The 12,535-nt window shown below is 52.8% G+C and carries 10 protein-coding genes; 5 read left to right on the forward strand and 5 right to left on the reverse strand.

Annotation, left to right across the window (positions count from 1 at the left end):
* Positions 1–161: 161 nt before the first annotated feature.
* Entirely contained in the window at positions 162–1,556 is a 1,395-nt protein-coding gene (locus tag GU926_RS13160; protein ID WP_232058321.1) for a D-alanyl-D-alanine carboxypeptidase, read from the forward strand.
* Between the two features lie 964 nt (positions 1,557–2,520).
* Here GU926_RS13160 and GU926_RS13165 read toward each other — a convergent pair.
* Entirely contained in the window at positions 2,521–3,720 is a 1,200-nt protein-coding gene (locus tag GU926_RS13165; RefSeq protein WP_160692614.1) for a C40 family peptidase, read from the reverse strand.
* A gap of 180 nt (positions 3,721–3,900) precedes the next feature.
* Between GU926_RS13165 and GU926_RS13170 the strand changes: the two genes are divergently transcribed.
* From GU926_RS13170 to GU926_RS13180, 3 genes are all read left to right on the forward strand, one after another.
* On the forward strand, positions 3,901–4,386 hold the full coding sequence (locus GU926_RS13170) for a GNAT family N-acetyltransferase (RefSeq protein WP_232058322.1): 486 nt from the start codon (positions 3,901–3,903) through the stop codon (positions 4,384–4,386).
* A 72-nt stretch (positions 4,387–4,458) separates the two neighbouring features.
* Positions 4,459–6,867, forward strand: a complete 2,409-nt coding sequence (locus tag GU926_RS13175) for a TonB-dependent receptor (RefSeq protein ID WP_160692616.1) — start codon at positions 4,459–4,461, stop codon at positions 6,865–6,867.
* Between the two features lie 150 nt (positions 6,868–7,017).
* The gene (locus GU926_RS13180; protein WP_160692618.1) at positions 7,018–7,164 is read left to right on the forward strand and encodes a hypothetical protein; all 147 of its coding nucleotides are present in this window, start codon (positions 7,018–7,020) and stop codon (positions 7,162–7,164) included.
* A 152-nt stretch (positions 7,165–7,316) separates the two neighbouring features.
* Here the strand turns inward: GU926_RS13180 and GU926_RS13185 are convergent, their stop codons facing one another.
* The 3 genes from GU926_RS13185 to GU926_RS13195 form a co-directional block, all read right to left on the reverse strand.
* Positions 7,317–7,709, reverse strand: coding sequence for a DUF3592 domain-containing protein (locus tag GU926_RS13185; protein WP_160692620.1), 393 nt, complete (start codon positions 7,707–7,709; stop codon positions 7,317–7,319).
* Positions 7,710–7,750: 41 nt separating this feature from the next.
* Positions 7,751–9,043, reverse strand: a complete 1,293-nt coding sequence (locus GU926_RS13190; protein WP_160692622.1) for a M20/M25/M40 family metallo-hydrolase — start codon at positions 9,041–9,043, stop codon at positions 7,751–7,753.
* 69 nt (positions 9,044–9,112) lie between these two features.
* Positions 9,113–10,246 (reverse strand): AI-2E family transporter, encoded by a 1,134-nt coding sequence (locus GU926_RS13195; protein ID WP_160692625.1) that lies wholly within the window; start codon positions 10,244–10,246, stop codon positions 9,113–9,115.
* A gap of 253 nt (positions 10,247–10,499) precedes the next feature.
* Between GU926_RS13195 and GU926_RS13200 the strand changes: the two genes are divergently transcribed.
* Complete coding sequence (locus tag GU926_RS13200) at positions 10,500–10,973, forward strand: hypothetical protein (RefSeq protein WP_160692627.1); 474 nt, start codon at positions 10,500–10,502, stop codon at positions 10,971–10,973.
* 83 nt (positions 10,974–11,056) lie between these two features.
* Here the strand turns inward: GU926_RS13200 and GU926_RS13205 are convergent, their stop codons facing one another.
* A complete protein-coding gene (locus tag GU926_RS13205; RefSeq protein ID WP_160692629.1) occupies positions 11,057–12,418 on the reverse strand; it encodes a DEAD/DEAH box helicase in 1,362 nt (453 codons plus the stop codon).
* Between the last annotated feature and the right edge of the window lie 117 nt (positions 12,419–12,535).

Here is a 12,535-nt window from a genome sequence, read left to right on the forward strand (position 1 = left end):
AAAATAAGCAGATTGCCCGTAGCGCCCAGTTTTTTCAGATTACTTTATTGGAATCCGTTTTTGGCCTGTTTTGCGGGAAATAGCCCAAAAACGAAATTTTTGCCTATAGGCTTTCCCTATCCAGAATTTTTAAGGTACTTACCTCGGTAAATTGGATGACCATGTCTATACTCTCCCAAAAATCATTTCATAAGCTGTTGCCGGTTGTTGCCCTCTGGACGATTATGGGCTGTTCCAGCAGCAAACCCACTCCCGCCGTCACCGACACCGCAACGGTAGAACCCGCGCCAGCCGTGCCGGCACCACCGCCGTACGGGCCCGCCGAAATCAAGCGCCAGGTGCTGGCCTCTGAAGCACTCAAGAACCGGTTTGTAGGCTTCGCGCTGTATGATCCAGAACTCAAGCAGATGGTGGTGGAGCACAACGCAGACAAATATTTCGTGCCGGCCTCCAACACCAAGCTGTTCACCTTTTACGCCAGCCTCAAGATGCTGGGAGACTCCATTCCGGCGCTTAAGTACGTGGTGCGCGGCGACTCATTGATCTTTTGGGGAACCGGCGATCCTACCTTCACGCACATGGACCTGAAGAACACCCTGGCCTATGACTTCCTGAAGAACCGCAAAGAAAAGCTGTATTACCTGGAGGCGCCTTTTGAGAGCACGCCCTTCGGGCAAAACTGGGGCTGGGATGACTACAACTACTACTATCAACCCGAACGCAGCGTCTTTCCCATTCATGGCAACATCGTCAAGTTTGTAAAAAAGACCGGCGGATCTTCCTACTCAGTGACGCCCAAGCGGTTCAAAGCCTTGGTGAAGACAGACACCACCCGCAATGCCAGCAAAGACCCTTTTGTAAGAGCCTGGCGAAGCAATGACCTTCAGTATTTCCCCAAGCACGCCGCCGCTTCTTATTCTGTGGAAGTGCCGTTCATTCCGTCGGCAGACATGACCGTCAAGCTCTTGGCAGACACCTTGAAGCGATCAGTGACTTTGCTGAAAAAACGAGCCCTTCCCCAAGACGGACAAATCTTCTATGGGCTGCCGGCAGACACGGTGATCAAGCGCATGCTGCAGGTAAGCGACAACCTCTTTGCCGAGCAGCTCATGGCGCTTTGCTCTGGTACGCTCTCAGACACGCTCTCTGTGGAGCGCGCCATCAAGCACGTCACCAAAACCTACCTGGCAGACTTGCCAGATGCCCCCGTCTGGGTAGACGGCTCTGGCTTGTCCTCGCAGAACATGTTCACGCCGCGCAGCATCATTGCCCTTCTGCAGAAACTGCAGCAGGAGCGCCCTGAGGAACGCTTGTTGCCGCTTCTGGCCACGGGCGGGCAGCCGGGCACCTTTCGGGCCATTTACCAGGCGCCGGTGCCCTATGTCTTCGGGAAGTCTGGTACGCTGTCCCATGTGCACAACCAGAGCGGCTACATCAAGACCAAGAGCGGCAAACTTTTACTGTTCAGTTTTATGAACAACAACTACAGCACGTCTTCTGCTGAGATCAGGAATGAGATGGTCCGGATTATGACGGAAGTGCACGAGCGGTATTAAGAGACGGTGGTTGCAGAAGGCGTTTTTGGCTTGTTTTCCAGAAAACAGGCCAAAAACGCTTTTTCTGTTTTCTATTGCTTATGTGTACTTCTTTGAAAGGGTAAAGGAGAGGGCGGAGGTGTGCCGAGTTCAGATAGAGTCCCTGTTCCAGAGCAACTACCGTTGCCTAACGCACATTTTCCTCTTGAGGATTGCCCAAACGAGAGTTTGAGGCACCGAGGATTCTCCCCTTGAGGGGAGCGCAGAGGGGTGTTTACATAATTTGGTCAAACTCGCCAGCCATTGTTGGTGTTATCACCAACGACTAAGACTGCCTATCAAAAATCAATTACCTCCCAACCCGTCCTTTCCAACTTCTCCTTCCTTACTTTCTGCCCGCGTTTGTCACTTTTCTCCTTGATGAGAAAAGTAACCAAAAGAATCAAGAGCCCCAGAACTCGCTGACCGCTCGGACAGGCGGTGGCTCAAAGTTATGCACCGTGAGAATTGATTCGTTTCATGGTAGGCTTACGCCGCTGCCAAGTGAGAGACCATTGCTTTCTCCCTCGTGAAAAGAGACTTAAATTGATCAGTCTCTTTTCCCTCGGTCAAGGGCGGGCGGATTGCTGTTGGAGGAGTTGCTATGCCTTCATGCGCTGGCGCGGATGTCATTTTTCACCGTAGAGACAACGGCATCGCCTTGTCTCCCACGCATTGCCTTCTTCTTCCGGCCTCCTTGCCTCCTTCCTTTGCTCAAAAGACCTCGTAGTGTGCGCAGCTCCTGCGAATGTCTGTGCCGAGAACCGTTTCCAACTATTCTTGGAAAACAGCCCAAAAGCGCATCAGTAAAAAGCCCTTCTCCAGCACAACGGAGAGGGGCTTTTGTCATGTTAAGACATCTGCAGTTCTGTTGTTTTTGGCCTCTTTTCTAGAAAACAGGTCAAAAACGGACTCGCTGTTAAAATCAACTTTCTCTAAAGGCTTCTTATTTCATGGCAGGTGCTTCATACAAGGCAGAAGTACGAAGGTCTTGCAGGGTGGCTTGGGGTGGAATGCGTTTGGCGCGTAGGAAGCGGTTGAGCTCATAGGCGTCAAAGTTGGCGGCTTTGGGGTCCATGCTACTGATGCGCACGCGGCCTGCTGAGTGGATGAACTCGTTGTTGCCAATCCACATGCCCACGTGCACTACGCGCTCAGATTTGCCCTCCTTGGCGGGTGACCCGAAGAATAGTAAATCGCCGGGGCGCAGGTTCTGGAAGCCTTGCTGGGTGTCCAGTAGTTCGCCTACGTGCACTTGCTGGGAGGCATCGCGGGGAAGGATGAGACCGTTCATGAAATACACCGTTTTGGTGAAGCCGCTGCAGTCTACGCCTTTCAAAGAGGTGCCGCCCCAGAGGTACGGCAAGCCCATGAGGCGCTTCGCACTGGCTACCAGATTCTCCTCTGAAGGTTGGCGGGTAGCGGTCCACTCTTTGTACAAAACTGCATCGGCTACGGGTACAAAGCCCGTGCGTCCGTCGGGGAACTCTACTTCATACTGGTCTTTCGTCTTGGTTTTCAAAGCCAGCACATCGCCGTACACCAAATCAGAAACCGTGGCGCTCTGCCCTTGCGGGGAAGTTTGCGCAAACCCATATAACTGCGTGTAGAGTAGCTTTTCTTTCTGTTGCCAGGTGGCAAAGTCGGCTTCATTCATGAGTTTGATGCCCGCCGCGTCTACCCACGCCAGATATTTGTCTGGGGTTTGGACCAGGTACCAGCCGTCTTTGTATTTATACACGTTCAGGGGCGTGCCCATGGTGGCCTGGGTGGCCAATTCTGCCGGGTGCTTGGGCTCGCTTCTGAGGTTGGCCACGGAGAGGGTCACCACGGCCCTATTTTTACCCTGCAGTTTAGCGTCTGGCAATACCTGAATGCTGTCCTGGAAGGGAATTCCGGCTGAGGTCAAGCGGCTTAGCAAAGCAGCTTTGGCGGCAGGCACATTGGTCTCGCCGCGCAGCACCTGGCCGTTGGGGCTCACTTGAAACAACACGGTGCGCTTGTCTGGGGCAAACTGCTGGCGCACGGCCTCAATGTGCGGGGCCAGCGGTGAGGCTGCCGAAACGGTTTTCTGCTGAGGCGTCTTGGTAGTGGCACAGGCCATTAAAAACGATAGCAGAAGTAAAAGGGGACTGTTCTTCATCATAATAGCATTGATTCCTAAAGATACAGGTTCTGCTCACAAACTGGTAAGCTTTGTCCTTTCAACATCCTGCCGCCGGTTCAAGTTCTGGTAGGCGTCCTCGTTTTTGGCTTGTTTTCCGGGAAACAGGCTAAAAACGGCACAGGGGCATTGCGTATCTTTGCCGACAATCTTTTAATGACAATGCAAATGACCGCAGCTTCGGGCAAAGGCCTGGTACACATCATAGACTATACTCCTGCGCACGCCGCTTCTTTCAAAGACCTGAACCAAGCCTGGATTGAACGCTACTTTGAGATGGAGGAACTGGACCATAAATCCCTGGGCAACCCAGACGGTTACATCATCCAGAAGGGTGGGCATATTCTCATGGCCGAGTACAACGGCGAGATAGTGGGCACCTGCGCGCTCATTAAGATGGAGAACGACACCTTTGAACTGGCCAAAATGGCCGTCACGGACAAAGCGCAGGGCCTCAAGATTGGCCGCAAACTCGGCGAAGCCGCCATTCAGAAAGCCAGAGAACTGGGTGCCAAGACCTTGATGCTGGTGTCTAATAGAAAGCTGGAGACGGCCATTCACTTGTACCACCGGCTGGGTTTTGTAGAAGTGCCTTTGGAGGGACAGGACTACAAACGCGCCGACATCAAGATGGAAATGCCTTTGTAATCCTTACATTTGAGAAGGGCATTTAAGTAGCCCAGAATGAGATTCCAGTAAATTTTTCTCTAGCACGAGTTCATGAAGAAGATAGTTCAGTTGTTGGCGGTGTGGGCGGTGCCTTTGGCCGTGCAGGCACAGACGGCCGTGGTGCAGGACAAAAGCAATTTAACACCTTTGGTGGGCGTGAATGTAGTGCCCACCACGGGCGGCGGAACTGTGCAGACAGACAGCAAGGGCCGGTTTAAACTAGAAATGTTCAGGCCAACGGACAGCCTTCGGTTTGAGCGCTCAGATTACCAGCCGCGTACGGTGGCGGTGAGCCAATTGAAGACCATGCAATACCGCGTGCTGCTCTCAGAACGGAGCTATTCTTTAAACGAAGTGGTGGTGTCTGCCAGCAAGTTTGAAGAAAAGCGCGCCGATGTCCCCCAGCAGATTCAGGTGATCAAAGCCCGGGAGCTGGCGTTCCAGAATAACCAGACCACCGCAGACGTGTTGCAGCAAAGCGGGCAGGTGCTGGTACAGAAAAGCCAGGCTGGCGGAGGAAGTCCCATCCTGCGCGGTTTTGAAGCCAACAAGGTGCTCATGGTCATGGACGGCGTGCGCCTGAACAACGCCATTTACCGCGGCGGTCACCTGCAGAACGTGATCACCGTAGACAATGCCGCCTTAGAGAAAGTAGAAGTGGTGTTCGGTCCCGGTTCTGTGGTGTATGGCTCAGATGCCTTGGGCGGCGTGGTGCATTTCTACACCAAAAACCCGGTGCTGTCTGACAGCACCGGACAAACCAGATTCACCGGCAGTGCTTATACCCGCTACGCCACGGCCAATCAAGAGAAAACCGGTCACGTAGATGTGTCTGTGGGCGGACGGCGCTGGGGAAGTTTGACCAGCCTTACGTATTCAGATTTTGATGATTTGCGCCAGGGTGCGAAACGGAATCCCTTCTATGGCAACTGGGGGCTGCGACCGTTTTATGCAGCGCGCGTGAATGGGCAGGACGTGCTAGTGGCCAATGAGAATATCAACGTACAGAAACAAAGCGGCTACCAGCAGTATGATGTCTTGCAGAAAGTGTTGTTCCAAGCCAATCCTGCCACGTCTCATGTGCTCAACCTGCAATATTCCACCTCCTCCAATATTCCCAGATATGACCGCTTAACCGAGGTAGATAAGCAAGGCGTGCTCAAAAGCGCGCAGTGGTACTATGGCCCGCAAGAACGCTTTATGGCCGCTTATACGTTTGCCACACAAGGCACCGGCTGGCTGGAGAACCTGCGCACCACCGTGGCTTACCAGAGCATAGCCGAAAGCCGCAACAACCGCAGTTTTGGCAAGAGCTTGCTGCAGCACCGTAAGGAACACGTAGATATTTTTACGCTCAACGTGGACGCCAGCCGTCTGTTGGGAGACCATGAACTGCGCTACGGGCTGGAAGGAACCTACAACGATGTGCAGTCCCGCGCCTACGGGGAGAACATGAATACCGGCGAACGCTCTGCCTTAGACACCCGCTACCCTAGCGCCGGGTCAGATATGCGCACCGCTGCCGCCTACCTTACCCACACCTGGGAAATCAGTCCCCGGTGGATTCTGTCTGACGGCGTACGCTTTAGCCGCGTAGAGTTGAACGCAGATTTCAGGGACAAGACCTTCTTTAACTTCCCGTTTGAGGAGGTGAGCCAGAAAAACACCGCGGTGAACGGCAACCTGGGACTGGTGTTTCAGCCGGGCCGCGACTGGCGCCTGGCGGCCATGGCTTCCTCGGGGTTTAGAGCCCCCAACGTAGATGATTTGGCCAAGGTGTTTGAGTCGGTGGCGGGGCAGGTGGTGGTACCCAATGCAGACTTGAAACCCGAATACACCTACAACGCAGAGCTTACCCTGGGCAAGACCATCCGGCACAACATACACGTAGAAGGCACCGGTTTCTATACCTGGTACCGCGATGCCATCACCACGCAGCCCTTTCTGTACAACGGTCAGGCAGAAATTGAATACAACGGACAGGTAAGCCGCGTGACCGCCAACGTGAACGCCAACAAAGCCTATATTTACGGCTTCTCAGGCAGTCTCTCAGCAGACGTGACGCAGGCGTTCAGGCTTGCTTCTACTTTGACGTACACCTATGGCCGCATCCAAGCAGAGACCGGGGAGGTTCCATTGGACCACATTGCGCCGGTGTTTGGCAAGACCAGCTTGTTCTTGACCTTGCCCAAGTTCAGGTCTGAGTTTTTTGTGCAGTACAACGGCTGGAAGCGTCTGGAAGATTACAACCCCGTGGGCGAAGACAATCTGCAATACGCTACTCCGCAAGGCGTGCCGGCCTGGTATACTTTGAATCTGCGCACCTCGTACCAGTTCCTTCCTAAGCTACAAGTGCAAGCCGCGCTAGAGAATATCCTGGACCAGTTCTACCGCGTCTACGCCTCTGGCGTAAGTTCGCCGGGAAGGAATTTGGTATTGACGTTGCGAAGTAATTTTTAGGTTTAGACACAGGACGCAAGACATATGATAGTAAGACTCCGTTTTTAGCCTGTTTTCTGGAAAAGAGCCTAAAAACGGAAGTTGAAGGAAAGGCCTCACAGATTTAAGTATCTGTGAGGCCTTTGCATATAGATGACACTCGTAGGAGCTATGCACCCTACGAGGTCTGGTAGACTATTCCAGCAAAACCATCATCGCAACAACAACAACAACAACAACAACAACAACAACAACACATTTGTCATCCTGAAAGGACCTTGTGAGCAAGTTGTATTGACGTTTGCTAAGAGCAGATGATAAGTGTTTTTGAAGAAGTTCATTGTTTCATTGTCTACGCCTGACTAGTTCGGACACAAGGTCCTTTCAGGATGACAAAGAGAGTGTATAAGAAAAGCTTCCGTTTTTGGCCTAATTCCTTGGAAATAGGCCAAAAACGGAAGCTTCAAAGCTTAAAGATTTGCAAAGAATGACGCTTCTCCAGTAGTTAATAGGTAAGTAACATACAGGCCAACAACTAAGCCTAAACCAATTAAAAACCAGTAAAAGAATTTCCATTCAGGCCCTGTAGGATATAATTCCCCGTCGTAGTAAATAAAGTCTAACGTCTGCCCCTCTCTGTGCATGGGAACACCGGCGCCCACCGGATAATCCATTTGCAAAACTTCGCCTTCTTTCGTTTTAAACTCAACTACTGGAAAGAACGCATAAGAATGCCTGTTGCCAGTAAAAGACCATTTGCCTTTGGTTCTGATAACTCTTCCTATTGCATAGGACCCAAACTTTGTGCGTTTGGCATCTTGATATAGAAAGTATAAACCGTTCCCAATGAGCACGAAGGACACAAGTAGAAAGAAATACTGAAATATATTCCCTAGTTCCAATGTTACTGCACCTGCGCCTTGTCCACGCGTTTTGGGGTTTTCTTGCCGGCTACAAAGTCCTTTGCACCTAAAGCCACGGCTTTGATCATGTTGGTCATGTGCGCCAGGTCCAGGCTTTCTACTTCATCGTTTACAGAGTGATAGAGTTTGTCCTGGTCAATCTGTACGGAGGAGATGGTGTGCGCGGGTACGCCTAGACGGGCCAGGGTGGCGTTGTCTGAGCGGTAGAACAGGTTTTGAGTTGGATACGGGTCTGGGTGGAAGCTGTAAGCGGTTCCTTTCACGGCCTGCTGCAACAACGTCCCGAAGTCTGATTTTTCAAAGCCGGTGATGTACGCCGTGTTAGGACCAAACTTTGAGCCTTTGCCAATCATCTCAATGTTGAACATGGCCACAATCTCGTCTGGGTTCAACTGCTTGGAGAAGTGCTGCGAGCCGTAACCACCAATCTCCTCGGCAGTGAAGGCCACAAAGATGAGCGTGCGCTCGGGCTTGCCTTGTTTCTTGAAGTGCTTGGCCAGCGTGATCACGGCGGTGGTGCCAGAAGCATCATCATCGGCGCCGTTGGCAATGGAGTCGCCGTCTACGGGTTTGTCAATGCCAATATGGTCATAATGACCAGAGAATACCACGTACTCGTTGGCGCGCTTGCCAGGGATCATGCCCGCCACGTTGGCCAATGACATCTCGTTGACCTTGTTCTTGATCTCAATGTCAAACGACGAAATCTGGGCCTTGTCTGTGAGCACGTAGACCACGGTGGGGCCTTTGCCTACTTCGGTCACCGGAGAACCCTGGCGTATAAAGCCAGCGTAGCGGTTGAACATTTCCTGGTGCTTGGGGTGTACCAAGACCAGGGCGTCTTTGGTAGAGCGTCTGGCTTTGTTGAACGCAGCTCTGAAATCGTCGGCCTCGCCAATTATCAGGGGCTGAGGGGCTTTTTCTTCCCATTCCACCTTCTGGTGCGTGGTGCTGTAGAAGAAGGCTTCGGGCTTTAGTTGGGTGCCGTCAATCTCAATGTCTGCCTTCTCAGACGTGAGCGTGTACATCTTGAACTCCTGCTTGTAATCTGTGTCGCCGGCCAGCGGGGCCAGGCCAATCTTCTTAAACTCAGAAGAAATGAAGTCGGCGGCTTTTTCTATGCCAGGCGTGAAGGTCTTGCGGCCCATCATGTCATCGGCGGCCAGCGTCTGTACAATGCGCGTCACTTCTTTCTGGTCAATGTGCTTTTGCGCGAAGGCGCCGCCTAGTGGCAGCAGGGCCAGACACAAGGCAAGGGTTTTCTTTGAGGTCATGGGTGTGTATGCTGAGGTTTTGGTAACCTAAGTTTAGGCTTTTTTTCTGAAAAACTGGCCAAAAACGATTTACTCTTGCTCTTCGGGCGGGGTGGGACTTTTTTCTTCCTTTTCAATGGCCTCTTCTTCGCCTTTCACTTCTACGCCCTGATCGCCTAGCACGTCTTCTATGTAGAGCATTTTCACCAGCACCGTGATCACGGCCACAACGGGTACGGCCAGCAGCAAACCCCAAGGGCCGGCAATAATGCCCATGAGCACCTGGCCCATGATGGTGAGCACTGGCGGCAGGTCAATGATGCGCTTCTGTACCAGGGGCGTGAGCACGTAACCTTCCAGGCTTTGCAAGGCAATAAAGAAGATGACCACGGTTAAAGCTTTGTTGGGATCGTCTACCAGGGCCAGCAGAATGGCCGGCGCCGCGGCAATGAAGGGGCCAAGGTTAGGCACAAACTCCAGCAGACCGGCAAACACCCCCAGCAGCAAAGGCATGGGCACGCCAATGATCATAAGCCCGATGGAGGTGAGCGTACCAATGATCAACATGGCCAGCAGCGTTCCCTTCAGCCATCCCCACAAGGTAAACCGAAGCACGTGCACTACTTCGCGCGCCCTGGGCCTGCTGGCCTTGGGTACCAGGCGTACAATGCCGCTGGCCGCCTCCTGTGGCGAGGACGCCAGGTAAATCCCAATCACCAGCACAATCAAAATATTGGCCAGTGCCCCCAGAGAGGAAGAGAACAAGGCAATGGCGTTCTTAAACGAGGTGCCCTTGCTGCCCATCATTTCCTGCTGGGTGGGAAGCTGTTGAATAATCTGGTCACCCAAGGGCAGTGATTTTATCTTTTCCTCTAGCTTCTGCAACACCACCGGCAGGTCTTCGCGCAGCTCTACGGCCTGTTCTGAGAGGCTGGGCCCCAAGGTGAGAAAGGCCGTCACTACCAGGCCAGCCATGAGCAGACAAACCAGCCCCAGCGCCCAGGAGTAAGGCAGCCGGGTTTTGCGGTGCAGCCAACTGCTTAGGCCATGCAACAACACCCCAAACAAGATGGCGGCAAAAAACACCAGCAGCACCTGAAACGCCAGCTTTACCACCGTGTACACTACCACCAGCAGAATGACCACCAGCGCCGTGAGCAGCAACTTGTGCGTGAAGGAGAAAGATGCCTGACCGGCAGGGGCAGAGGAAGGGCCTTGGTTCATAGTGCTAGATAGGTATATATTGTTTTTGCCCTATTTTACGGAAAGTAGCCCAAAAACGATGAAATGCTTTTTATGCTACTATTTAAGCCGTTATACGATTCCAAGCTGAAATGTGACTTTTGAAAAAATATAGGTTAAATCATAAAAGAACGTAACCATTCAGGCCGTTTTCCGATAAAATAGATTCGGTTGCCACCAAGGATGGTGGGCCCTTAAGAAGATTTTAATACCACTTAATTTACATTTTACTACTATGGAAAACAGAACCAACCAAGCAGGACAACAGTCTTCTGCCTCTTCGCAAAATACGCCACAAGCTGGAACTCAAAATACTGCTTCTTCTCAGTCAAGAAGCCAGAACGCTACTGCCAGCAGCAGCCAGCAACAGCCTAGCTACACCTCACAGAGCCAAAGCCAGCAGAGCCCAAGAGCCCAGCAGCAAAACCAGTCTAGCAACCGTAACCAACAGCCGCAAGACCGTCAAGGTCAGCAGAGCAGCGGTATCTTAGGTGGTTTGACCAGCTCATTGAGCAACATTCAGATGCCACAGGCCGTGAAGGACTTTGGTGCTACTTGCGCTCGTTCTTACAATGGTTTGAGCACTACTCAGAAAGTAGTAGGCGGTGCGGCCTTAGCCTTAGGCGCCAGCTACTGGGCTGCCAAGTCCAGCGGATGGGTTGGCCAGGGAAAAGGTGCCAACAAGAATCGTAACAAATCTGGAAGATAAGCTGAATTGCTTTTCTCCCTGTAAACAAAGAGGCCGGACACACCATGTGTCCGGCCTCTTTGTTTACTATGGTTTTGGGGAAACTATCTGCCGCCAGATCTGCGACCGCCGCCGTTGCCGGAACCAGAGCGTCTGTCTCTGTTGCCACCGCCTGAGGCGTTCCCGCTACCGCCTGATCCAGAAGGATTGGGCTTGCGCGAAGATTGCGGCCGGCCGGCCTGCGGCTGTCTGAAGCTTCTGTTGCCACCGCCGTTGCTGGCCTTGGCAATCTTATCAGTGGACTTGCCGCCGGTCAAGGGCAGTTTTTTGTAGTCTGCGTGAAACGGCTGGTCTGTCTCTACCTCAATGGTCTGCTTGGTGAGGCGCTCAATGTCGCGTAGGTACGGCAGCTCAGTGTCATCGCAAAACGATAGGGCCAACCCCTCGGCGCCGGCTCTACCCGTACGGCCAATGCGGTGCACGTAGGTTTCGGGCTCGTTGGGCAGGTCAATGTTGATCACGTGCGTCAAGTCATCTACGTCAATACCGCGGGCGGCAATGTCTGTGGCTACCAGGGCGCGCAACTCGTTGTTCTTGAACTGGGTCAGGGCTTTTACACGGGTGCTCTGGGCTTTGTCACCGTGAATGGCTTGCGCCGAGATGCCGGCTTTGGCCAGGTCTTTGGCAATTCTATCGGCGCCGTGCTTGGTGCGGGAGAAAACCAGGGCGCGGGTAATATCACCGTCTTGCAACAAGTGTCTGAGCAAGGCGCGCTTGGCCATCTTGTCCACAAAATATACTTTCTGGGCAATCTTCTCAGCGGTGCTGGAAACGGGGGTCACTTCTACATACACCGGTTCATGCAAAATGCTGCTGGAGAGTTTCTGAATCTCCTGGGGCATGGTGGCAGAGAACAACAGCGTCTGGCGCTTGGCCGGAATCTGGGCAATCACCTTGCGCACGTCATGGATGAAGCCCATGTCCAACATGCGGTCAGCTTCGTCAAGGATAAACGTTTCCAGGTGCTTGATAGACAGCAGGCCCTGGTTCATGAGATCCAGCAAACGGCCGGGCGTGGCCACTAGAATGTCTACGCCGCGTCTTATCTGTTCTACCTGGGGCGTTTGTCCCACGCCGCCAAAAATAACGGTGTGCTTGATGTTGGTGTAGCGGCCGTAGGCGGCAATGCTTTCGCCAATCTGCAGGGCCAGCTCACGCGTGGGCGTCAGGATCAAGGCTCTGATGGCTTTGGCCGGGTGGGCCGGTCCCGCCTCGTGCAGACGCTGCAGCAAAGGCAAGCTGAAGGCGGCGGTCTTACCGGTTCCGGTTTGGGCGCAACCTAGAATATCGTCTCCGTTCAAGACCGGCGGAATGGCCTGTTCCTGAATGGGAGTGGGTTGCGTATAGCCTTCTTCGTGCAACGCTTGCAGAAGAGGTTCAATTAAATTAAGGTCTGAGAATGTCATTCTGAATGGAAATGGCCTGTGTTCGGCCTAAATAAAAAAGGCGTGGACGTATTGCCCGCCGCCGGATGTAGGACACAAAAGTACGCAAAAAGATTCAGTTTCCGTTTTTGGCCTCTT

Source organism: Nibribacter ruber (assembly GCF_009913235.1).
In the GTDB taxonomy this organism is placed as follows: domain Bacteria; phylum Bacteroidota; class Bacteroidia; order Cytophagales; family Hymenobacteraceae; genus Nibribacter; species Nibribacter ruber.